The organism is Pokkaliibacter sp. CJK22405 (assembly GCF_046614695.1).
Lineage (GTDB): Bacteria > Pseudomonadota > Gammaproteobacteria > Pseudomonadales > Balneatricaceae > Pokkaliibacter.
This window is the reverse complement of the sequence record NZ_JBKKHQ010000001.1, coordinates 280,403-303,210: the sequence shown is the minus strand read 5'-3', so window position 1 is coordinate 303,210 and position 22,808 is coordinate 280,403. Positions and strand designations below refer to the sequence as shown.

16 protein-coding genes are annotated in these 22,808 nt (G+C 53.3%); 9 read left to right on the top strand and 7 right to left on the bottom strand.

The genetic code is table 11. The features are described 5' to 3' along the window. From ACKC9G_RS01415 to ACKC9G_RS01405, 3 genes are all read right to left on the bottom strand, one after another. Positions 1 to 3,327, bottom strand: a complete 3,327-nt coding sequence (locus tag ACKC9G_RS01415) for an ankyrin repeat domain-containing protein (RefSeq protein WP_411403145.1) — start codon at positions 3,325 to 3,327, stop codon at positions 1 to 3. A gap of 266 nt (positions 3,328 to 3,593) precedes the next feature. Beyond that, positions 3,594 to 7,820 (bottom strand): hypothetical protein, encoded by a 4,227-nt coding sequence (locus tag ACKC9G_RS01410; RefSeq protein ID WP_411403144.1) that lies wholly within the window; start codon positions 7,818 to 7,820, stop codon positions 3,594 to 3,596. A gap of 270 nt (positions 7,821 to 8,090) precedes the next feature. Next, positions 8,091 to 8,771 (bottom strand): hypothetical protein, encoded by a 681-nt coding sequence (locus ACKC9G_RS01405; protein WP_411403143.1) that lies wholly within the window; start codon positions 8,769 to 8,771, stop codon positions 8,091 to 8,093. 224 nt (positions 8,772 to 8,995) lie between these two features. Between ACKC9G_RS01405 and ACKC9G_RS01400 the strand changes: the two genes are divergently transcribed. From ACKC9G_RS01400 to ACKC9G_RS01385, 4 genes are all read left to right on the top strand, one after another. After that, positions 8,996 to 9,682 (top strand): transcriptional regulator, encoded by a 687-nt coding sequence (locus ACKC9G_RS01400; RefSeq protein ID WP_411403142.1) that lies wholly within the window; start codon positions 8,996 to 8,998, stop codon positions 9,680 to 9,682. Beyond that, entirely contained in the window at positions 9,679 to 10,824 is a 1,146-nt protein-coding gene (locus ACKC9G_RS01395) for an aminotransferase class I/II-fold pyridoxal phosphate-dependent enzyme (RefSeq protein WP_411403141.1), read from the top strand. The genes ACKC9G_RS01400 and ACKC9G_RS01395 overlap by 4 nt, the downstream gene beginning before the upstream one ends. 95 nt (positions 10,825 to 10,919) lie before the next feature. After that, positions 10,920 to 11,252 (top strand): hypothetical protein, encoded by a 333-nt coding sequence (locus tag ACKC9G_RS01390; protein ID WP_411403140.1) that lies wholly within the window; start codon positions 10,920 to 10,922, stop codon positions 11,250 to 11,252. Between the two features lie 3 nt (positions 11,253 to 11,255). Further along, complete coding sequence (locus ACKC9G_RS01385; protein WP_411403139.1) at positions 11,256 to 11,696, top strand: AAA family ATPase; 441 nt, start codon at positions 11,256 to 11,258, stop codon at positions 11,694 to 11,696. Positions 11,697 to 11,832: 136 nt separating this feature from the next. Here ACKC9G_RS01385 and ACKC9G_RS01380 read toward each other — a convergent pair whose 3' ends face one another. From ACKC9G_RS01380 to ACKC9G_RS01365, 4 genes are all read right to left on the bottom strand, one after another. Continuing rightward, positions 11,833 to 12,585, bottom strand: coding sequence for an alpha/beta fold hydrolase (locus tag ACKC9G_RS01380; protein WP_411403138.1), 753 nt, complete (start codon positions 12,583 to 12,585; stop codon positions 11,833 to 11,835). 30 nt (positions 12,586 to 12,615) lie between these two features. Then, on the bottom strand, positions 12,616 to 13,926 hold the full coding sequence (locus ACKC9G_RS01375; RefSeq protein WP_411403137.1) for a CitMHS family transporter: 1,311 nt from the start codon (positions 13,924 to 13,926) through the stop codon (positions 12,616 to 12,618). A 124-nt stretch (positions 13,927 to 14,050) separates the two neighbouring features. Then, positions 14,051 to 14,392, bottom strand: a complete 342-nt coding sequence (locus ACKC9G_RS01370; RefSeq protein WP_411403136.1) for a hypothetical protein — start codon at positions 14,390 to 14,392, stop codon at positions 14,051 to 14,053. Continuing rightward, complete coding sequence (locus ACKC9G_RS01365) at positions 14,389 to 15,771, bottom strand: acyclic terpene utilization AtuA family protein (RefSeq protein WP_411403135.1); 1,383 nt, start codon at positions 15,769 to 15,771, stop codon at positions 14,389 to 14,391. Before ACKC9G_RS01365 ends, ACKC9G_RS01370 begins: the two co-directional genes overlap by 4 nt. A gap of 112 nt (positions 15,772 to 15,883) precedes the next feature. Here ACKC9G_RS01365 and ACKC9G_RS01360 point away from each other — a divergent pair, with 112 nt between their 5' ends. The 5 genes from ACKC9G_RS01360 to ACKC9G_RS01340 all read left to right on the top strand — a co-directional run bounded on the left by ACKC9G_RS01360 (position 15,884) and on the right by ACKC9G_RS01340 (position 22,751). Further along, positions 15,884 to 16,768, top strand: coding sequence for a LysR family transcriptional regulator (locus ACKC9G_RS01360; protein WP_411403134.1), 885 nt, complete (start codon positions 15,884 to 15,886; stop codon positions 16,766 to 16,768). A 209-nt stretch (positions 16,769 to 16,977) separates the two neighbouring features. Further along, positions 16,978 to 17,583, top strand: a complete 606-nt coding sequence (locus tag ACKC9G_RS01355; protein WP_411403133.1) for a DUF1643 domain-containing protein — start codon at positions 16,978 to 16,980, stop codon at positions 17,581 to 17,583. 148 nt (positions 17,584 to 17,731) lie between these two features. Further along, complete coding sequence (locus ACKC9G_RS01350) at positions 17,732 to 18,664, top strand: phage exclusion protein Lit family protein (RefSeq protein ID WP_411403132.1); 933 nt, start codon at positions 17,732 to 17,734, stop codon at positions 18,662 to 18,664. Beyond that, positions 18,645 to 19,106 (top strand): hypothetical protein, encoded by a 462-nt coding sequence (locus tag ACKC9G_RS01345; protein WP_411403131.1) that lies wholly within the window; start codon positions 18,645 to 18,647, stop codon positions 19,104 to 19,106. The genes ACKC9G_RS01350 and ACKC9G_RS01345 overlap by 20 nt, the downstream gene beginning before the upstream one ends. 561 nt (positions 19,107 to 19,667) lie before the next feature. Next, the gene (locus ACKC9G_RS01340; protein WP_411403298.1) at positions 19,668 to 22,751 is read left to right on the top strand and encodes a LodA/GoxA family CTQ-dependent oxidase; all 3,084 of its coding nucleotides are present in this window, start codon (positions 19,668 to 19,670) and stop codon (positions 22,749 to 22,751) included. Positions 22,752 to 22,808 lie beyond the last annotated feature (57 nt).

Below are 22,808 nucleotides of genomic sequence, written 5' to 3'. Positions count from 1 at the left end.
TTACTGGAAGCGCATATGAGCCGGTTCGTATTGACGGAACGCTTCACGCTGCTGCAGCAGTTCGTACATGTCCGCTGACATCTGCATATTAAAGACGTTACGACCATACATGTTGCGGGCCTGGGGATCGGCTCCGTGCTGTAACAACAGCATGGTGGTTTCCAGATCATTACGGCCAATGGCGTTCATCAGTAATGAATTGCCCTGATAGTCGAAGCTGTTCAGGGTGACGGGCGAAGAATGCGGGATCATGCTGCGCAGCATGTGCATATCACCGCTATTCTCTGCGCGTTTCATCATATTGATATCGGCAAAAGCGCCATTGCTCATGAGCACCTGAGCCAACTGAACACGATTGGGGCTGTTATTTTGTGTCGTGTTGAGGAGGTGGTTCAGCGAATCACGCTGAGCATTCGGATGACGCCCTTGCGTCAGGTAATGCATCCCTTCGACGTTGCCGGACTTCACCACGATATCAAAGGGCGATGGCGAGGTATCCGTGCGGACTGTATCTGCACCCTGAGAGATCAGCTGAGCCACGGCGGCGTTGTTATTGTGCATCAGCGCCCAGGTCAAAGGCGTGACGTCCATGCGTGAGCCGTAGGCCTGGCCATAGGTCGCTGCCAGATGAGGAAAATTCTGGAATTTCATGCTGATGGGCTTATTCAGCTTTTGAGAATCACCCGCCAATAATGCCTGAGTTGCCGGCCCGTGATGGTTGGCGATGGCATTCATCAGCGGCGTATTGCCTTTGAAGTCGCGCCTTGCTGCCATATCGCTGTCGGCAAATTCACGAATAGCCTCGGCATTCCCCATGCGAGCGGCAATGTGCATGATGGATTCGCCAGTGGCCTCATCCTTGTATTTGCGCGCAGCTGAGAGCAGCTTCTGATGCTCATCTTTGTTGCGGAAACTAAAGTGCAGGCTGTGCTTGGACTTCTTGGCCTCAGGTCGTGTGACCAAAGTGTCGAACAGGAGCTCCATGGATTCATGCTTGAGCGCCGCATTAACGCGTTCACTCTTGGTGGCATTGAAGTGGTTAAGCAGGTTCTTGCAGTAAATGGTTTGGCCATCTGCAGGCACATGCTGAATGGTGGCATCCAGCACATCATTAACGGAAACCGGCTGGCTTTGGCTGAGCTGCCACTGGGCCGCTGCATGCATCAGCCAGGGCTGGCGTTGCTCCAGCATCAGCTGTTTGCTGCCTGCGGCAAGCACGGACAAGGGCAGGTCACGCATCAGTTCAGGTGGCAGAGCCAGCGCATCCTTGGGTGACATGTTGGAAAGAATATAGCTTTGCGCCGCTTTCATCGGTTCTGAAATGGCCGGGAACGGCTCGCTGTAGTTACAGCTTCGCTTCATCGCCTGAATCAGCTCCAGGCCTTGCTTGCCGGGTGGGAAGCTTTCTTTCTGGCGCAGCAAATCAATCAGAGTGATGGGATCAAGGGTCGCCTGTCCGCGCTGCAGAAATGGGCTGAGTTCATTTTCCTGGAAAGGATCGATAAAGTCCTCGGGCTTGCTGCGTGCCATCAAACGCTGAAGTGCCGAGTCTTCCAGTACGGAATAATGACCACGTGGGTCCAGTTGGGTCAGCAGTCGGCTGGCGTTGATCAGCCGCTCCGGGCCTTTGGTTTTCTCATCAATCTGGTTGATGGCAAGGCTGAGTGTTGGTTGATCTTCCTTCTTCATCTGCATCCACTGGAACCAGCTTGGGCGCAGCTCCAGCAAATCATTGATGTCCGTGTTCTGCATGGCCTGTTTCATAACGCCACGGGCAAGCTCAATCTGATGGGTCTGGTTCTGATGAGCACTGTTATAGGTGTACTGGTAAGGGGCGTTTTGCTGCAATTCACGGGTTGAGAACTGGTTCAGTACCTTGGCATCCAGCAGTTCATGGTCCGAGGTACGAAAATCAAAGGCTGGCGCAGGCTGGCCTTTTTTGGAGCCGTAGTTTTCCGCAACGAACATCAGATCGTCCCAGCGTGCCACGGTCTGACGAACGGGAATGCCTGACTCATCGTTGTACACACGCGACATCACAGGCTTGGGCAGGGTATCCACGCCCATATTGTTATCGAACATGAACTGCATCATTTTCAGTTCAAACTTCATCGGGTTACCGGTGAAGTGGTAGTTATCATCGCTGTCTTTCTTGAAAAGCAGCTCAAGGGGCAGGTCGAAGTCCTTGCCGTAGCTTTCTTTAAGCTGGTTGTATTCCTTGTTCTTGAACAGCTCCTGACCAATGCTGTACATCTCCATTTCATCAATGGGTTTATCCAGCTTGCCCTGAGCCGAAGGCAGGGAGGCAACGATAGAACGCATGGTCTGGAAGCCTTCGGTGGCCAGCTGCCCCACGATAGCCGTGGCAGTCAGGGCTTCATTGAGACTTTTGTTGGCTGAACTGATCACACTGGGAATATGGTGTCCCTTACGCTGGAAGCGCTCCATGGAGGTAGACCAGTTGCCTTCCTCACCGACCAGCGGCCCTAGACCATTCTGATGACGCACCTGGTTATAAAGCGCAACCGCCGCATGGCGAAGCACACCCTCACGAATACCAAAGCCTTTGGCCACTCCTTCAAGATGCTGAAGGGCCATGCGGTCACGGGTATTCGCGACCTTTAACGGTAAGCTTGCTGAGGAGGAGCGCAGGTTGGCCTGTTGCTGCTGACATTCCTCCTCAAGACCGGCCGCACATTTACCGGCAGCAATGCCGACTTCAATGGTGCTCTGGGCTTTGTGTTCAGCAGTAAAACCTGGCTGTCCCAGCATCTCGCTGAATTTTTCCAGCTCTTTCTTGACGCCGTTGTAGGCCAGCGCCAGCTCATCGTCCGTAGGGTAATGAGGGTTTTTCCCGTCAGAGCGGAAATCAAACAGGCGGGTTTTCAGATCCCGCAGTGTGGAGGCAGCACGCAGCCATTCCGGAATGGGCTTACGTTCGCGGTCCAGCTTATGAAACTGCTGCGAGGCTTCTTCGAGCAACTGGTGAGTGCTGACGCCCACATTTCTGGAAAAGCTCTGGCTTTGCACTTTGGCGGTAAATTCCTGCTTCCACTTCTTCGCAGGCTCGCTGTGCTCGAAAAGATGACCGGCCACTTCTTCAATCTGGCCGTGGTACTGGGATTTGAAGGCATGAAATTCATAGCTGCGGGAGAAGTCCCGCGGACTTAGCATCTGCCGGGTGTAAGGGTTGATCGCACCCGGGTTGTAATAAAGCTTGCCGTTTTGTTGATGCGCCGCAGAGGATGGCTGTCCCTGATTGGGCAGCTGCGTGTTCTGGTATGCAGAGGTGGGGATAAAGACATGACCCAGGCGATTTCCTAGCATCATTATGCTCCAGTGTTACGGCATCAGCAGCCGATGCATGCGTGCTCCGCGTTTCTCTTGTGCGAACGAGCGAGTTATAAGAAACCGTGTCAGCCAGGAGAAATGGGGGATTTTCCGATTAGGTATCTAAAGGGCCGATAAGGTTCCACGCAGGATTAGTGAATCCGTGCCGTTTATCCCACCAACCCCGACAATCTGTGTCGTGATGAGTGAAACCAGAGCTCAATCTTTAATTAAGGGCCTGAACATCTGGTTTCTGAACATACTCAGTTGGCTGATTCCTGCTGGTTGCGGAATTCATCCAGAATATGTCGAATCGAGCTGGGTGCAGCTTCATAAGGCGTGCGGCCATTGGCACTTCTGATATTCATGTCCGCGCCATGTTCCAGCAGCAGTTGGACGGTTTCTGAGTCATAACGGCTCACGGCATTAAAGAGCAGGTTCTCGTCCTCATGCCAGCCGTTTAACACGTCGGGAGTCGCCAGTGGAATAAGTGCCTGAAGCGTATTCTTGTCTCTTTTACGCTCCGCCTGCTGAAGAGCTGCCGGAGTGACTGTGGCTCCGATCTCCACCATCATTTTGAGCATCCTGGTTTGCTCGCCACTCAGGTTGTCACTGTTAGTCAGCATGGCTTCAAGAAATGTGGTTCGCTGCCCGGGAGTTTTATCCTTCATCAGTACTTTGAGCGCTTCGGTATCCTTAAGCTTCATAACGATTTCTGAAGGCTTTGGTTTGGCCTGAGGGGCTTCGATCCTTGCTCCCAGCTTAAGGAGCTCTGCCATGGATGCGTAATCCTGATTAAGCACTGCCCAGCTGATTGGCGTGGCACGGATTTCACGAGAGGTCAGGTGCGAAATATCGACGAAATTATTGGAGTGCAGTGTTGCGGCGCCATTCAGCACCTCTGGATTAAGGTTGACGAGGGCGCTGATCGCACCAGCCTGCTTGGCACGGATGGCGGCATACAAAGGCGTGCAGTCATAGTAATCCTTGCCGGCTGCCAGCTCTTTGGTGGCATATTTGCGCACAAGCTCACCGTTACCTTTCATGGCGGCAATATGCACCAGAGAGCGGTAGTTCTCATCATTCCTGTATTCGCGAAAGGCATGGGCCAGCTGACGCTGCGGATCTTTCAGTTTGGAGAAGGCATAGGACAGTTTGCCCTGATTCTTCTTCATCTCCCTGGCGCGCTGAGTGACCAAAATGTCCATCAGCATATCCGGCATATTGTGTTCAATCGCCGCTGTCAGCCGCTCTTCATTGTTGGCATCGAACTTGTTCAGCATCATCGCGGCATAACCCTGTCGTGCGGCAGGCGGAAGGAAGGGCGCCGTCTCATGAATAAGCTGATCAACAGGGTAGCGATAATAGGCCATGTCACTGCGCCGGGTACTGAGCTCAGCGAGCCAGTTGGGGCGTTGCTCGGCAGGCAGCTTTTCAGCACTTTTCGCCAACTGGGCAAGAGGGAAGTTCAGCAGATACTGGTCAGCCATCCTCAGCACTTCTGCAGGTGGCATGTTTTCAAGTAAGTGGTCATTCAGCGCGTTGGCTGCGCTGGTGATCGAGGCATGGCTCTCGGCGTCATAACAGCCTTGCCGCAGCGCTTTGGAAAGGCCCATACCGGCCTGGCCTGGGGGGAACTTATCCGTCTTTTCCAGCAGGGTGAGCAACGTCTCGCGACTGAACGGATAATGTGCGCCTCTCAGCATTCTGGCATAGCCGGTGGTGCTCTTGTCATCAATAAAGTCAGCCGGGGATTTGGCCTGCAACAGCGTTTGCAGCTTTTCGATGGTCTGGAGCTTTTTGGTCGAGTGGTTACTGAATTTGCTGAGGGTTTTTTCGATATCACCCAGGCTGATATCGCCCTGGTTTTCACCCATGAGCTTGTCCAGTGTCAGCTCGATAGCCATGGCGTTCTCGCTGCGATTGAAGTCATTAGTGGTGGAGTGCGGCAGCTGCAGAATCTCATCGGCGCTCATGTTACCCAGCAGTATGGCCTTCAGCTCAAGGGAGGCATCATTGATGGCCGGATATTCAGAGTATTCATCGCAGCCCTGCTGTAATGCGGAAATCAGTGCCAGGCCCTTGTTGCCCTGAGGAAACTCGTCGGTCTTCTTCAGCAGCGCCAACAAGGTGGCGGGAGCAAGAGTGGGGTTTCGTTTCATCAGCAAGGGATGGTAGCCGGACTTGCTGCTTTCGCTGATGAAATCCTCAGGCGTGCATTGAATAAGGTGACTTTGCAGCTCGATGAGGCTATTGAGGGCCACTGCTGAACTGCGGTCCACCGTGTTAATCATCCGGTTAAGCTCATCCAGTCGCTCTTTGCCTGGCAGCTTGGTGTCCATGGAACTCATCAGGTTGGCCAGAACCTGGCCCACTTCGAGACGACTCAGCTGAGCCATGGTTTTCTGAGGTAAAGCCAGAATGTCCGCTCGGGACATACTGGAAAGCAGGTAATTCTTCACCTGAAGGGAGGCATTGGTAATTTCGGAATAGTCGTAATAATTGCTGCAGCCCTTCTGTAGCGCAGACACAAGATCCATACCTTCTGCCCCAGCCGGGAATTGTTCCACCTTGTTCAGCAGATCCAGCAGGGTCTGGGGACTCAGCGGATTACGGTTGCCGAGCAGCAAAGGCTGGTAAACCGCTTCCTTGTCTTGCGAGGCTCTTTCCAGAATGAAGTCCGTGGGTGCGGATTTGCTGAGCAATGCCTGTAGCTTCACATGGCTATTTACTTTGATGGTGGAGGCGCGATCCATCTGGCTGAGCAGGCTATTCACATCTTCAATACGGCCGCTGCCTTCGCTTTGTTCATCAATCTTGTGAAGTAGCTGATCAAACCAGCCCTTGTCCTCAGATTTCTTGATATTGACGAAATAGAACCAGTCATTACCCAGCGCGAGCAGGTCGTGGGGCGTGGAGTTCTTAATGGCCTGCGCCAGAGAAGAGCGGGCCATCACTAGTTTGTCCGGGTCAATCACGATCTGATTTCGATAGCGACCGTGGCCGGAAAGCGTACGGTCTGTTAAATCCGTGAAGGAAAAGTTCTTGAGCGCTGCGGCATCCAGCAATTCATAGTCGGCTTGCTCGAAATTGAACTCAGGCGTTTCCTCGCCTTTCTTAAAAACCCGGTTTTCCGCGATGAAATGCAGGTCATCCCAGCGGGCCAGGGTTTGTCTGACAGGCATCCCCATCTCATCCTTATACTGGCGCGACATCACGGCAACAGGCGAGGTTTCCACGCCCAGGTGGTTCTCTTTCATAAACTGCATCAGGTGCAGTTCAAACTTCAGCGGGTTACTGGTGAAGTGGTAATTGTCGTCGGCATCCTGACGAAACATCAGGGAGACCGGCAGCTCGAAGTCCTTGCCGTAACCTTCTTTTAGCTGCTTGTACTCTTTGTTGGCGGAGAGCTCCTTGGTGATGGCGTACATGTCCATCTCATCCAGCGGCTCATCGAGTTTGTCTTTGGCGGAGGGCAAGCCTGCCAGAATGGTTCTCAGGCTTTGAAAGCCTTCCACGGCGACCTGGGATACCACGGCCGTTGCCGTCAGAAAAAGGGTCAGGCTATCAAGCGCATTATTGAGATTGGTTTCCGGGTCACCGTCAAAGCCATTGAGTGACGTGGACCAGTTGCCTTCCTCGCCGACCAGCTCACCCAGGCCCAGCTCCCAGCGTACACCGTTATAAAGCGCGACAGCTCCGTGGCGCAGGTTGCCTTCATAGAGATCAAGGGAGGCGGCGAAATTCTCCAGATGCTGCAAGGCCATGCGATCACGAATGGTGGCAATTTTATGGGGCAGGCTGGCGCTTGAGGATTTGAGAATGGTTTGCTGCTGTTGTGCTTCCTCTTCCAGACCCGCCGCACACTTGCCCGAGGCAATGCCGACTTCAATCGCGCATTGGGATTTGTTCTCGGCTGTGAACTGCGGCTTTTGCAGCAGCCGTTCAAACTTCTCCAGTTCTTTCTTGGTGCCGTTATAGGCCAGCGCCAGTTCATCATCGGTGGGGTAATGCGGGTTGGTGCCCGAATCATTGAAGTCAAACAGGCGACGTTTGGCATCATGCAGCGTTGCCAGCGCACTTAACCAGTCCGGAACGGGCTGCTTGTTCTTCTCCAGCTTGTTGAATTCGAGCAGGGCTTCTTCCAAAACCTGAGCGTGGGTGAGTTCAGGCTTGCTCATTGGGTGAGCGGCGGGGCGTTTTTCCAGCAACTGCTTTTTGAAGGCCTGGCTGGGCTCATGCTTCTCAATCAGGTGACCGGCAACGGTATCAATCAGCTCATGATATTCGGTCTTGAAGTCGCCAAATTCCGGCGTCTTGGCGAACTGACGAGGCGTGAGGGTTTTGCCCGAAGCAGCATCCACCGCCGCCGGGTTGAAGTAGCGTCTGCCATCCTGCATTTGCAGGGAGCTTAACGTCTCAGTGGAACGGTTTGCCTGAGTATAAGCCGTCGGAGGAAGTGCAAAATTTCCGAGGCGATGTCCAAGCATGATAAGTCTCCGTTGTTGTTATGGCTGCAGCATGCCTGCCGCTCATCAGAAGCCGGCGAGGCAAAATCATAAAAGCGGTGGAAGTTCCCATTAGGTACGTATTTGTTGAGATCGGTTCCCGTTTAAGACTGCGTAAATATCGTGCATGAGGGCAGGGGAAAGATCGCACTGACGCAGGTCAGAAGCCTGTGCTTAAAGGTGGAGAAAGGGAAAATAAAAAGCCCCTGAGAACTCAGAGGCCTGGTCACCGGCGGGGAAGATAAAAAGCGATTATTTCACGGAAGAAATAAACATCAGCGCTGAAATGGCCATCAAAGCCCAGCCGATGACCTTAGGGATGATTTCCGCACTGTCGTTGAGGTGGCTGTAGGTTTGGCGCACACCCTCGGCCTTGAATTCGGCATGACGCGCCAGGCGCATCTCCAGCACACTTTGCTCTTTGGTGACGACCGGCTCAGCAATGGGTTCTTCTACCGCTTCCTCTAGCACAGTTTCAGCGGGAATCTCCTCGGCAGGCAGGTCTGATCGTCGGCGCACCTCGATGGTAGCGCGACCATCGTGCGAGGCGGTTTTCATACGCTTTTGCGAAGTGGCAGGCGCTTGGACTTTCGCAACGGCGGGTTCTTCCTTCTCAGGCGCCAGCTGGTCTTTACCGAAGCGAATCACCTTGGAAAATTCGTAGGTTTTAGTGAAGTTGTAGGTATCGGTAGTGCTCTGAGACCCGCTGTTGCCCTTGCCGACAAACAACAGAATAAGCAGGCCAACAATGGGGAATATCGCCGCGAAAAGTACTGCTGAGAGCTTCTCTGAGGGATCCGTGGTGTAGACATCGTTAACGGTAATACCCGCATCCGGGTCCAACATGGCCGAAGCGAAAGCAATAAACATAATGCTGCCGAGGATCAGAAAGCCCCAGCCTACTGCACGCGGATTATTAGTTTGCCTAGCCATGGCACCTCCTTGTTTACCTTCCTGAGTATCGTTGTGGTAGTCGCTGGCGTTTTAGCCTGAGGGTACGTACTGCGTCCGTGACAGCACCCTGAGTTAACCGGCCGCCAGTGTATAGGCACTTTGCCGCAGGGGCCATTGTTATGAGGGAAGGGTAATAATACTGGTAAATTGAAAGTCTATATGTAGACTCTATGTCCAGATATGAACTCCTGAGTCCTGATGCTATGAGTCAAATGCTGCTTCAACGCTACGGTGCACTGACCGAGATGCTGGCAGGGCTGTTTCCCGGTCTGGTGGAAGTGGCACTTCATGATCTTAAGACCCTGCAGCTGATTGCCATTGCGGGGGCATTCTCGCCACGCACGCTGGGTGAAAGCTCGGCAGTCAGCATGGATGGGCTTCGTGACAGTTCATCCGCCGTGATTGGCCCTTACCGCAAGACCCTCGCTGGCGGCGAGAACGTCTCGGCGACCACCACCTTACTTTACGATGATGATGGCCAGCTGATCGGCATGCTGTGCATCAATATGCGAACACAGGCGATTCATGGTGCCCTTGAGGTGCTGCAACGCTTGTCGGGGAGCGCCGCATCTTATGAAGATCAAAAAACCACGGCATTGCCTGTCGAGCAGCCCGTTGAAGCGCTGATGGCCCATGACTGGCAGGAACAGATTAACCAGATTATCAACGAGCATCTTGCCAAGTGGCAGATGCCTCTGGTGGCGATCAAAAAGCCGCAGCGGCTAATGCTGCTCGACGCCATGGAAGGCGCAGGCATCTTTCAGGTGCGCGGCGCCGGAGAGTTCGTCGCACAAACACTAGGGCTTTCCCGCTCAGGCTTTTACAGCCTGCTGCGCGAGATTCGCCACACCACTCCTTCACCGTCTACTTATCAAGAGGGCCACGCATGAGCCTTAAGCCTTTCGCTCTGGAAGAACATTTTGCCCGCTGGGAGTTCACCGCGCGTTATCACCTCTGTGCCTCCGATGCCGAGAGTATTTACGTTCAGGATTTGCTGACCTATGCCACGGATGATGAGCGCATGGAGTTCGATGAACTCTGGCTGGGCTACACCGAAACCCGTGGCGCACCGGAGCTGCGTGAAGCCATCAGCGCGACGTACGAAAACATCAATGATGATCAGGTGGTGTGCTGCACCGGCGCGCAGGAGGCAATCTACATCGCCATGAAAGTCCTGCTGGCGGAAGGCGATCACGCCATTGTGATGGTGCCGAATTATCAGTCCGCAGAAACCCTGCCACTGGAGCGGTGTGAAGTGACGGGCGTGAGCCTGCGTCAGGGGAATGAATGGAAGCTGGATCTACAAGGCATCCGCGAGGCCATCAAACCCAATACCCGGCTGATCTCCATTAACTTTCCGAATAACCCAACCGGCATGCTGATCAGCAAGGATGAGCTGGATGCACTGGTGTCACTGTGCCGAGAACATGGCATCTGGCTATTCAGTGATGAGGTTTATCGTGGTCTGGAGCTGGATGAAAGCCTGCGTCTGCCTCAGGTGGCAGACATCTATGAGCGCGGCATTTCCCTTAATGTGATGTCCAAAAGCTACGGGCTGCCGGGCCTTCGTCTGGGTTGGGTTGCCTGTCAGGATGAGGCGCTGCTGGAGAAAATGGTGGGTTATAAGCATTACCTGTCCATCAGTAACTCCGCGCCCAGCGAGCGCCTGACCATCATGGCGTTGAATCAGGCGGAACGCCTGCTTAGCCGCAACCGCGAAATTATCGAAGAAAACCTTGAACTGCTGGATGAGTTCTTTGCCGGCCATACTGATCTCTTTGAATGGACGCGTCCTCAGGGTGGCTGTGTTGCCTATCCGCGTTATCTGGGCAGCAACGGCGTGGATGATTTCTGCGAGCGTCTGGTCAATGAAGTCGGCGTGCTGCTGTTACCTGGCTCGCTCTATGCCTCGGACCTGCTTGATGCGCCTGTCGATCACTTCCGTATTGGTTGTGGCCGGGAAGAGCTGGAAAAAGGGCTGATGGTGATGGAAGCCTTTATCAATAAGAACAAGGCGCAGTGGGTCAGCTGATTGGCATTGGTGATAGCTGCCGCTGATGGCTGTTGTCCTGAGGATGGGGCGGGTACACTGGCGCCCCTGAATTTCCACTGCCTGCTGAGAATACGATGCCAACGACGCCACTGTTAAAAGCCCTGATGAGCCTGCTCTCTGTCGCCATGATGCTGATCGGTCTTTTGATCGCCGTGCTCAGTGTGCGCAGTCTGTATTTCTCGGTGACGTCAATGTTTGGCTTAGGCTCAGAGGGTGGCGACTTTGATTTTGCCGTGGTCTATGGCGGCTTCATTATCGGGCCGTTGTTTATTGCCATGGCGATCTGGGTGATGGGGCTGGGTTATCGCACCCTTAAGCATCAGTTCTTCCCGGAACCTGAAGCGCCCGCAGTCGATGAGTCTGATAAGTCCAATGAGCAGGACAAAGAAGACATCAGGGAGTTCTAAGGCATGAAAGGCGTGATCTTTATGGGCGCTCAGGCCAGCGGCAAGTCGACCTTTTACCTGCAGCAGTTTTACAAAACCCATATCCGCATCAATCTCGATATGCTGAAAACCCGCCACCGTGAGGCGCTGATTTTTCAGGCCTGCCTGAATGCCAAACAACCGGTGGTGATTGATAACACCAACCCTACCCGGGAAGTCCGGCAGAAGTACCTGACCGGCTTTCAGGAGCATCGCTTCCATGTCACGGGTTACTTTTTTGAGTCCTCGCTGGCGGATTGCCTACGCCGCAATGACCAGCGACAGGGCAAAGAGAAAATCCCAGAGGTCGGCGTGAGGTCGACCTATCACAAACTGGAAAAGCCAACGCTGGCTGAAGGGTTTGATGAGCTTTTCAGCGTGAAGATCAGTGATTCAGGTTTTGTGGTGTCGCCTTTCACCCTTTGAAGCGACCGCCTGAGCCACACCTTGCCGTGAAAGCGCCTTGGCTTGAAAGCGTACAAAAAACCGGAAGAGTCCAAATAAAAAGGAGCCTGAGTAAGGCTCCTTTTTTGTTATCTGGCGTTGGGTGTTAACGGGAAAACTAGGCTGCCGCCGTCTTCGAAGTGCGAAACACCTGATTCAGGAAAGGCAACAGGCTTTCCAGAAACTGCTCCTGATGCGTGACCATCGGCGTATGGCCGGAAGGCAGCGCCACAATGTGGGCATTGGGAATACCCGCCGCCATCACGTTGGCATCCGCCATACCGCGAGCCGGGTCATCTTCACCATACAGAATCAGGGTTGGGCAGCTGATCGCTGACAGTTGGCTGCGCAAATCCCAGAGTCTCAGGCTGGTCATGGCCGGGGCAATATCCTTGGCATCAAAACCCAGAGCGTAAAGTCGGCAGTAGTGCAGCAGGGGTTGTGCTTCCGGCAGAGCGCAAAAGGCTGCACCAAAACAGCGGTTAAAGAAGGGCGTCAGGAAACTATCGAGACCATTCTGCAGCAGACGCTGCGGCGCATCCGGATCACCGTGATGTGAGGCTTCAGCGCCGGTACAGAGCAGGATCAGGCCATCCAGCGGTTGTGCCAGCTGGGTGGCCACGGCCTGGGCCAGTACACCGCCTGCTGAGTGACCGATGAGGATGCGTTTTCCCGGCAGGTCCAGGGCATCAATGTCTTCGGTCAGGGTCGTTGCGACCACAGATAACGGCTGCGCAGGAGCTGCCTCCAGCCAGTCGATGGGATGCCACTCCCATTGGTTCAGGCGTTGGAGCGCTGCGAATACAGAAGGTGGTAGTAAAGTACCTGCCAGTGTAATCAGGCTCCCGCGTTTTAGCCGTTGTGTCTGCACTTCGTTATTCCCTGTCAAAGCAAAGACTGATCAGCCCCCGATGGCTCCGATCATCCAAGCAAAGCCTAGTAGCAAAATGCCAATACCCCAAGCCCAGAGGAAGGTGAATTTTAAGTGATCACGGAGCTCCACTCCTGCGAGCCCGATAGCCAGATAAACACTCGCCACCACGGGACTGATACTAAAGCCGGTATTTTCACCAATCAGCATGGCGCGGGCGACGGCATCAACCGGCACACCAGCAGAGGTGGAAATATCACGAACAATGGGCATTAGCGCAAAGTAATACGCATCCGGCGAGAATAACATGCCCAGTGGTACCCCAAAAGCCCCGACAATCAGGTGCAAAACGCTGGCTGAACCGTCCGGCAAAATGCTGATCAGCGAGCTTGCCATGCCTTCTGACATGCCTGCACCCTTGAGTACACCGAGGAGTACGCCAGCGGCCAACATGACCAGCGCCATTTGCAATGCATCATTGGCGTGCGCCTTGATTTCAGCGGCCTGCTGATCGGGACGCGGGTAGTTCAGAATCAGCGCGATACCGAGACCCACCATAAAGCTTGCATACAGCGGGAAGGCGCCGGTAAACAGCACGACCAGAATAAAGACCGTCAGCGCGACATTGGCCCAGTATTTCCAGTGGTTCACCGGTAGGGCGGTTTCTCTGGGGGGCAGCAGGTATTGGCTCATATCGCTATGCCCGGCGCTTTGACCGGTTTCAGCCAGAAGCTTTTTCTCGGCCTTGATGCCGAAGAACACGGCCAGTGCCAGCATCAGCACCAGACCGAAAATCTGTACCGGCACAAGCGGAAGCCAGAGGGTGGAGGCATCAACACCGCTGGTCGCGGCAGCACGTGCCGTCGGGCCACCCCAGGGCACCATGTTGACGATACCGGCACTCAAGCCCACCAGGCAGAGCAGCATGGTCGGGCTCATTTTCAGGCGCTGATACAACGGCAGAAACGCCGGAATGGTGAGCAGGAAGGTCGCCGCACCGACACCATCCAGGTGAGCAATACTGGCCACCAGCACGGTGACGACCGCAACGCGTAGCGGCTTGCCGCGTGTACTGCGAATCAGGAAGTTCACCAGCGGGTCAAACATGCCGCGCTCGCGCATGATGCCGAAGTAAAGAATGGCGAAAATAAAGAGGGTGGCTGTGGGCGCCACCGAGGTCAGACCAGCCTTGATAAAACCTCCTGTCTTATCCGGGCTGAATCCGGCCAAAAAGCAGATGATGACCGGCACGACCGCGAAGGCCACCACCGGTGTCAGGCGTTTGAGGAGGATGAGGGCGATGATGCCCAACATCATCACGAATCCGAGCATTGTTATCATTGTTTGCCCCGTGAGTCGGAAGTTGAGGGTTGAGGTTCCTGGTTTTTTCTTTGCTTTTTCTTCGTCGTGTTTCTGGTAATTCGTTATCCGTGCATTAGGTTGCGTAGGTGTTATGGCTTAGGCGCTATACCGGCTGGGGAATTTCCATCCCCAACAGCAGAAAGCTCAGGCTCTTGCCGTGGCGGTCGAGGCTGGCGCTGGCGTTAACGCCACCTTCCAGCGTTTCTTCAATCACAAAATTCATCCCCGCGAGATTCGGCAGCAGGTAACGCGTGACCTTGCTCGGAGTGCGATGCGCAAAGCGCTCGGCAATCGCCTGCTCGGTCAGGTGCGCAACCAGATGGCCATAATTGGCCTCGTCATAAGCGAACACCGCGACATTCAGGGTATTGCCTTTGTCACCGGCACGGGCGTGGGCCAGTTCGCTGACCAGACACAGAGAGGCGTTCAGGGAGTGCTGGCTCATGCGTACCACCATTGCAGTCGTGGCGTGACCTGTTCACGCGGAATCAGAAAGGAATGGGTGCGAAGTGACTCGCCCAATTGCCGACGAACACCGCCTCCTCCGGCCGGACCATTCAGATACAGCGCCTCGACTTCCTGTAGCGCTGCATTCAGCAACTCAGGATGACGGCCCACCACCCCCAGACGTACGCGCACATCCTGCAAGGTATTGGCGGCTTGCGCCTGCGGGCTGACTTGCCGATGCCAGTCACCGGCGGTGTCATTGAAAAGACTGGAGATGCCGATCAGATCCAGCTGGGGTGACAATTCCGGCAGTAATTCGTGAATACGGGCTTTCAGGAGGCTGATCGCCTGCTGACCACGGGCAACAGCATTCGGGCCTGCATAGGAAATACCAGCCTCGCCAAACCACAAACCGCGAAGGCCAAAGTTGCCCTTGAGTGTCGCCGGAGCAGGGTGGCCTTTAACACCCTTGACCGCGACCCGATGCGGCGCGATTTGCTCAAGGGTCACCTGGGTAATATCCAGCGTTACATCCGGCGTGAGATAGGCCGCCGGATTATGCACTTCATACAGCAGCTGCTCTTTCACGGTTTGCAGTGTGACACAGCCACCGGAAGGCTCGGCCTTGGTAATCACCAGACTGCCGTCGCTACCGACTTCGGCAATGGGGCAACCCAGATGCAGCAGGTCTTCAACGTCCTTACGGCCAGGGTCGGAGAAATAACCGCCCGTTACCTGCGCACAGCATTCGAGCAAATGCCCGGCAGCGGTCGCCAGTGCCACCTTGTCCCAGTTATCTTCAGCCCATTGATGAGCATGACGCACTGCGCCCACCACCAGCGATGGGTCAGCAATACGCCCGCCAAGAACGATATTGGCCCCTTCATTCAGCGCATCGGTAATGGCCTGAGCGCCAATGTAGACATTGCAGGAAACCACATCCTGCCGGGGTAAATCCTCTGGCAGCCAGGCAGCATCCTCCCAGCGGGGAGTGAGATCATCCCCCAGTACGCAGGCGATTTTCGCGCGCAGGCCTTTTTCCACCAGCCACTTCTGCAGGCGAGTTGCCGCCGCAACCGGGTTGGCCGCGCCACCATTGGTGATGATGGGGATGCCCGCTTCAAGACAGCGCTCCAGCACCGGCTCCAGAAAGGCAAAAAGATGGGTGGCGTAACCCGCGTTCGGGTCATTGAGCTTGCGCAACTGGGCTTCAGCCAGAGTGCGCTCAGCGAGTAATTCATAAAAGAGATAGGCAGGGCCATCGCGACGCGCGAGATCCTCAACCAGAGCAAGGGCAGTTTGGGGGCGATCACCGGCAAAACCGGCGCCGCAGCCAATATGGGCAATGCGAGGTGAGGTGGGCGATGTTGTTGTCATAGGAGTCCACCGGGAGTAGGGCAAGTTCTATCAAACCACCTTGCATGCCGCCGGCGAATCAGGCAAAACGATATATCTTATAAATTAATAAAAAAAATCTATAGGTAAGCCCATGTTTAACCATCGGCAACTCAAAGCATTCGTCCTGACCGCAGAGCTGACGAGCTTTACCCAGGCGGCAAGGCAGGTGCACCTCACCCAGCCGGCGCTCTCTTACCTCATACGAAAGTTGGAGGAAGAACTCGGGGTTGAGCTGTTCGCCCGCAACACCCGCAAGGTGATTCTCACCGACGCCGGAGAACTCTTTTTAGGCCATGCACGGCGCATTCTGGCGGATATGGAAAACGCCATTACCGATACGCGCAATGTGAAGCAACTGGCGCAGGGGCAACTCAGCATCGCCGCCTTGCCCTCGGTGGCCTCGGCGCTATTGCCGCAAACGCTGGCGGTGTTCTGCAAACGCTTTCCCCGCGTGCAGGTGCGTGTGCGCGATGGCCTTGCCGGACAAGTGCATGCCTGGGTGGAGAAGGGCGAAGTCGATGTGGGCATCACCTCTTTGCTGGAAGAAAACCGCGACCTGCAGTTCGACCCACTGCAACGGGATGACTTAATTCTGCTAACGCCGCCAAGAGTCGTTCGGCCCAATGCTTCCCCCTGGAAGGGGCTGGAAGCCATGCCTTATATCGCCATGACGCCCGGCTCCAGCGCCCGCCATTATGCGGACCTTGCCATGGCACAGGCGCAGGTCAGCTTTACCCCCGCATGGGAACTCAGCTTTATGAGCTCCGCCATTGCCATGGTGCGCGCGCGATTAGGTTTTGCCTTATTACCGGCCTCCAGTGTGGATGTCTTTAACCTCTCCGACGTCACCCGCCTTGCGCTGAATATGCAGGCACCCCGCGCCATCGGGCTATTGCGCCGCAAACCCGTGCATACCTCCCCAGCATTAGAGGCTTTTGTGAGGTGTTCGAATGAACTGGTGGGGGAGGGGAAATGAGTATTTATAAGACTGGCTTTTGCTGATGATTATCTGGTAGAAGTTTATTTTCACCGGAAGTGGTTAGGATCTTAATGAGTATGGCGTGTAAATTTTCAATGGTATAGCTTCATATATGTGCATAAAAATAGGCTTTATTCATTTTAATGATCTCTCGTCGAGATATTTTTTGAAAACGAACTTATTTAACATCAATACAAGGAAAAAGTATGAGCGCCTTTGAGTATAAAGAATATGTTGCGAAATCAGATATTCAAATTGATTCTATTTCTTCTGCGGAGCCTAAGTTTCGCTACTCGTTACGAATACCTTTTAAAAGAGAAGGTACTGAAGTGGCTTTAGTTGTGATGATGAACCCTTCTAAAGCCGATAGAGATAATTCAGATCGTACGGTAAATAATGTTTTAAAGCGGATTTATAAGGAGTGTGTTTCGGTTAAAGAGGTCGTGATTGTTAATTTGTACCCAATTTATGAAACTTATTCATCTAAATTAGCGCTACATGAAGAACAAGGTGGTATTAATATCAGTAAGATCTATTCACTTATTCCTGAAGCTAATTTCGCCTTACTTGGTTGGGGGAAACCTAATAAGTTTTCTGATAAAAAGTTAAAAAATATTAAGTATTTTGATTTTGCAAAAAATATTCTAATTAAGCTAATAGACAAGAAAATACCAGCATACAAAGTAGGTCATTGTGTAGAAAATTTATATCCTAGACATTTAGGACGAGCTTCTTTCGCAACAGGCATGTCAGAAGTTAACTTGAATGAATTAGTTGAAGGATTAAATGGTAAATTATTATCCATAGTTTAGTAAGTACCTAATTATTTTAAAAGGTTATTATAAATGCTTAGCTTTTATAGTTCCTTCGTTGAGTTAGGTTTATACTGAGGTATGGTTAATTTTTCTGATTAAATTGTTCGACATTAATAATGCCAGGATATATGTCTTAGGAGGATTAGTGGAAGAAATAAATATTATTCGTAGATTATTTGATGGAGTGATTCCTGAGAGATCTTCAGAAATTGAGGCCATTATAATTAAATATGGTCCGCAGTTTAGAATGATCAAGGATAGAGAGGGGTTTAATTTAAAAGCAGGCGCATACTCAGTAATTCAATATACACAAAGATCAGCTCGTCAAATATGGATTTTTGGCTACGCGGGGTTGCAGGCACTTTATTGCTACTCTTCTTATATTAGATTGCTTAAATCTTCAAATGAATCACTTGATATTGATAGGGTTGACAAAATATTTGATCAAGCGCTAGAAGATGAAAAATTTAAAATATTCCTAGAGTTTACCAAAAATCTAAATTCTGTATTTCATGAGGATGACTTTACTTGGCCCTCAGGCATACCAGAGCCGGAGAAAGGAAGGCCTGAAGATCCAGAGCATGCACTCGTGTATGATTTAACATGTATGGCGACAGCATTTACGCTCTTACATGAGTTAAAACACGTAATTTTTTCTGTAGAAAAAGAGTCCCCGGGAACCCCAATAGATGAAGAATATAGATGTGATGCCTTTGCTAAGGAAATGATGATATCTAAAATTCATCTGTACGCCGAATTGAGTGGTTATGCTGAAGATAAAGTTAGAACAAAACGAATGATGGGTATTGCCCTTGCCTCCGCGTTTATATTGTTTGCAACAGGAAAAGAACACGTTTTCGGTTCAAATAGCCACCCACCTGTTCATGGTCGCTGGCTAGAACTTGTTGAAGACATGAGTTTGCCTGATGATGATTGGATGTGGTTATATTTCTCTTCACTTTTTTTGGCTCTTCTCAAATACTACTCGATAAAAATTTCGCCAAAAATTGTCAAAAGCTATAAATCTCTATTTTTAGATTTAATTGAAGATCTTGATAATGGCATACCACGCAGTTAACTCATTACTCCTTGTCGGACTTATTCTTTTCACCAAGCCTGTTTCCGCAATTCAGCCGGATGCCGAGCAACTCGCTTTTATGGAAGGCTTTACCGCCGGGCACTATCGCATTATTGGCCAGCTGCCCGAGGGCGGTGACACCTATGCGGGTGAGATAACGATTTCGCGCATTGGTGAAGGCGATGCGCCAACAGGACTTAAACTCACCCGCAAAATTAACGGTCAGGTGATTGAGGCTCGTGGCGCGTTTGAGCCTGCACTGGGGGGTGAAGCAACGGTGTTGCGAGTGCGTTTTACTGAGAAAGGGATTGCTTACGAACAAACCTGCCTTCCCGGTAGCGATTTAGACAATTACGCCCGCGTGACCTGCTACCAGTACGATACGAAGAGATCGCCCAAACTTCCGGGGATGGAAGCGTGGTTTATTGATTCGTCTGAGTAGAGAACGCACTCCAGCCCGATCAACACAGGCGACGAGGCTTTCGTAAAGGCCTTGCGTGCCCATACGCAACTGTTCTGACCGACGCTAACCGTCCAACCGATCATGGCGCCCAGGTTAGGTTCCGCCTGCCTGAGCTTTGGCCTCACTGAATAACCGCGCTCCAATCATCCTGTCTTTCCTTACTTCACGTTGTTTTCCTGCCTTTTCTGAAAAAATATTTTGCTGATTTCGTCATCCTTAGCGGTCGAATATTTTTTGCAAATTCAGGCGTAAATTGAATTCACATTATTATTTACTCCTCTTCTTTGAAATGACTTTCTCATATTGAAAGACATTCCCTGTGTTTGGTTTTTATAACGATGGTTATTGATCAATCAATGCAGGGTATTGGCTGCAAAATACTATTGGTAATTATGAAAAGATCATCTAGGTTGAATAAGCGCACGCATGGCGCTTAAGTGAACTGCGTTTTCATATTGGGCGGTACTTGTCTGTCAAAGGTGCTGAATTAACGCAGTGACAGCAGACAAGAATAAAACGATTCAACAAGGATTGAGTGTGATGATCAAAAGCATGATGAGCGATAACGAAAAGCTCACGACAACCTGTAGTTGTGATGACCCGATCAAATGCCTGCAACACATGTTTGTCGATATGACCGGCAAGCGCCGGGTGGAAGAGGGCCAGTGCCCGGCCAGACGCCCGGTTTTCCTGCGTACCCATGGCATCATCAAGGGCAAGCTGCAGTTTAACGACGACATTCCTGAAGCCCTGCGCCACGGCCTGTTTGCCCACCCCGGCGCGACTCATCCTGTTTACGTGCGCTATTCTTCAGACCTTGCCGATGGCCGTCCTGACTGGAAAAGCACCATCGGTATTGGCATCAAGATTTTCGATGTGAAGGGCAAAAAGGTCGTCAGTGATGACGGCGCTCACACCGCTGACCTGCTGATGCAGAACGTGCCTTACTTCTTCGTGAATACCGCCAAGGATATGTGCGAGTTCACCAAAGCCAGTTTTGAAGGCTGGGGCGAGGAGTGGGTGCAGCGTAATTCTCCGGTGACCGACACCCTGCTGGATGATATGGCCAAGCCGATTCGCTCGGTGCTGGAAACCAGCCTCTGGAGCGTGGTGCCGTTCAAACTCGGCGATAACTACTGCAAATATGTGCTCAAACCCGGCACCTCCACCTTCGGTGGTGAGCCCGATATTGAAGACCCGGATTTCCTCGCCAAAGACCTGCACGAGCGCATGGCAAAAGGCCCGGCAACGCTGGAAATTTACGTGCAGCCGCGCCCAAGCGCCGAGACTTACGGCGAAGCTTACCTTGAGGAGCATTTTCCCCTCGACCGTGCCACCGTGGTGTGGGATGAGAAAGTCGCAGTGCCTGTGCATGTCGCGACCATCAAGCTACCGAAGCAGGATCTGAACAAGCCCGAGCAGGAAATTTACGGCGACTGGCTGGCCTTCAACATTGGCCGTGTACCAGCGGCGAACGCTCCCGTTGGTAGCGTGGCCGAAGCCCGTATGGTGGTGTATCAGGCCAGTGCGGATTTTCGACGCAAGCAAAACGGCCAGCCCACCACCGAGCCTAAAGAGCCGGGCGCCCCTGAAATCAAGAACCCGAGTTGCCCGTTCCCCCATCATAAAGCCGCTGAAAAACCGGTCGGCCTGAGTGATGAGGCCATCGCCCGCATCACCCATGTGCGTATTCATCCGGGAATTGGTGTCGCGCGCGTCGGTAACAGCACCAAGGCTTACACCATCGGCCCGGAAGTGATGAACCCGCCGCAAACCCCTTATGGCAGCACGCGCGATGTCGGCGGTTCGCTGAAACGTCAGGCGGCGCGCTTTCGTGTGTACGGTTATGACCAGTACGGCAACGTGGTCGGGGAAATCCAGCAGGCAGCCAACGCCACTATCGAATGGTCGGTGCAGCTCGCTAACCGCAAGGCCCAGTGGTACGAGTTTGATGCGGCGATGGACCTGCAGGCCACCTGCAATATCTCTGTACCCCAGCGTAACCCGATGGTGCAGGGCGGTGGCCGCGCAGCGCTTTGTATTGATACAGGCGTGAAGAAAATATCCGGCCTTAATATGAACGACAGCAGCTACGCCATGACCGGCGAGTTTCAGGGCACGTCGGTGTATTTAGGTGAGCTGCGCACCGATGCCGTTGGCCGTCTTGTCGTGCTGCCCGGTATGGGCGTGTCGGCCAGCCCCGGCAATACGCCGGTATATGACCCCGCCAAGCCCGGCAGTTTCAACAACGCCGCCGGTTGGTATGACGACATCGCCGATGGCCCGGTGCATGCCAAAGTCACCATCGGTAATAAACGCTTTGATGCCGACGGCGCCTGGGTGACGTCCGCGCCGCCTAACTACGCACCGGATCTCACCAGCTGGCGTACCCTCGATGACTTGCTGCGCTCGGTGTACATTCAGGCGGGCATGATGTCGCTGCCCAGGCGCGTGTCCTTCAACGAGCACATTCGCCCCGTGCTTGAGCGCATGACCGATCTGCAATGGGTGAACAAAGGCTTCTCCGCCATGTTTGGTGCCGATGCGCCGATGAACTTCCGCGATGAAAAGCTGATGAAGAAGCTCGCCTTCGTGCCGGAAAGCAGCCTCTATCCGGACCCTTACGGTGAGCTGCGCCGCACGGTGTATAACAGCTTCCGCGCCACCAACGGACAAGAGCAGGACATCAACGGCTGGCCGTGGGAATACGGTGACACCTTCGGCTACAGCGACAGCAGCGAGCAGGATGCCGTCAACGCCGCGCAATACCTGCGTCTGCCCAGTATCTATGAATACCTGATGGATGCCTGGGTGAAGGGTAACTTCATTAACGATTACGCCCCGAACGCCAAAGCGCCGACCAGGCTTGAGGAAGTACCGCTGCAAGGTCAGCCCGAAATGCTCGACCGTGCCGCCATGCACTTCTGCCTTGCCGATGCTTTCCACCCCGGTTGCGAGCTGACCTGGCCGATGCGCCATGCCTCCATGTACCGCGCGCCGTACCGTATTCGCGAACGGGAAACGGGCAAGGATGAACCGAGCTACGGCAGCCAGCTGACTCAGCCTGAAGTGCTGCGTATCGGCGGGCCGTTGTATGAGCAGGGCGCGGGCGACCTGACCCGTTGGATGGCGCTGCCGTGGCAGGGCGATACCGCCTATTGCCGCTCCGGTTATGACCTCGAATTCGACCCCTATCTGCCAACTTACTGGCCAGCGCGGGTGCCGAATCAGGTACTGACGCAAATCGACTATGAAGTGCTGTGCGATAAAAACCGCAGCATGGAAGAGCGCATCGCGGCCTTCCATAACCGCCCGAACTGGTTGCGTCAGCTACCGAGCCAAAACCCGGCGCCTGAGCAGATGATGTACATGATCGAGCACTTCGGCGAAATGGGCGTGCTGGAAGCCAAACCGCGCCCCGATGACCTCGACTGGTTGCCGGACAATCTCTACGTCGAAAACCTGACGCAGGTGAAAGCCGGAGAGCTGGAAGAGGCGCACAAACTCTTCACCGAGCGTTATGCCCGCCTGGGTTTCCATGACCGCTTGCTGATGGAAGCCGGTTGGGAAAGTGACGAGCAGCGTAACGAGTTCGCCACTATCAAGTTGCGCGGCAATAACTAAACCTGAGTAAAGGCTGGGTCTGAGTTAAGACTTAGCAAAGCCAAGCGCTCCGTTTCG

What these genes read in the sequence shown, in the direction of transcription:
- ACKC9G_RS01415 (WP_411403145.1), bottom strand. Translation starts at nt 3,327, where the DNA reads ATGCTAGGAAATCGCCTGGGTCATGTCTTTATCCCCACCTCTGCATAC.
- ACKC9G_RS01410 (WP_411403144.1), bottom strand. Translation starts at nt 7,820, where the DNA reads ATGCTTGGACATCGCCTCGGAAATTTTGCACTTCCTCCGACGGCTTAT.
- ACKC9G_RS01405 (WP_411403143.1), bottom strand. Translation starts at nt 8,771, where the DNA reads ATGGCTAGGCAAACTAATAATCCGCGTGCAGTAGGCTGGGGCTTTCTG.
- ACKC9G_RS01400 (WP_411403142.1), top strand. Translation starts at nt 8,996, where the DNA reads ATGAGTCAAATGCTGCTTCAACGCTACGGTGCACTGACCGAGATGCTG.
- ACKC9G_RS01395 (WP_411403141.1), top strand. Translation starts at nt 9,679, where the DNA reads ATGAGCCTTAAGCCTTTCGCTCTGGAAGAACATTTTGCCCGCTGGGAG.
- ACKC9G_RS01390 (WP_411403140.1), top strand. Translation starts at nt 10,920, where the DNA reads ATGCCAACGACGCCACTGTTAAAAGCCCTGATGAGCCTGCTCTCTGTC.
- ACKC9G_RS01385 (WP_411403139.1), top strand. Translation starts at nt 11,256, where the DNA reads ATGAAAGGCGTGATCTTTATGGGCGCTCAGGCCAGCGGCAAGTCGACC.
- ACKC9G_RS01375 (WP_411403137.1), bottom strand. Translation starts at nt 13,926, where the DNA reads ATGATAACAATGCTCGGATTCGTGATGATGTTGGGCATCATCGCCCTC.
- ACKC9G_RS01370 (WP_411403136.1), bottom strand. Translation starts at nt 14,392, where the DNA reads ATGAGCCAGCACTCCCTGAACGCCTCTCTGTGTCTGGTCAGCGAACTG.
- ACKC9G_RS01365 (WP_411403135.1), bottom strand. Translation starts at nt 15,771, where the DNA reads ATGACAACAACATCGCCCACCTCACCTCGCATTGCCCATATTGGCTGC.
- ACKC9G_RS01360 (WP_411403134.1), top strand. Translation starts at nt 15,884, where the DNA reads ATGTTTAACCATCGGCAACTCAAAGCATTCGTCCTGACCGCAGAGCTG.
- ACKC9G_RS01355 (WP_411403133.1), top strand. Translation starts at nt 16,978, where the DNA reads ATGAGCGCCTTTGAGTATAAAGAATATGTTGCGAAATCAGATATTCAA.
- ACKC9G_RS01345 (WP_411403131.1), top strand. Translation starts at nt 18,645, where the DNA reads ATGGCATACCACGCAGTTAACTCATTACTCCTTGTCGGACTTATTCTT.
- ACKC9G_RS01340 (WP_411403298.1), top strand. Translation starts at nt 19,668, where the DNA reads ATGATCAAAAGCATGATGAGCGATAACGAAAAGCTCACGACAACCTGT.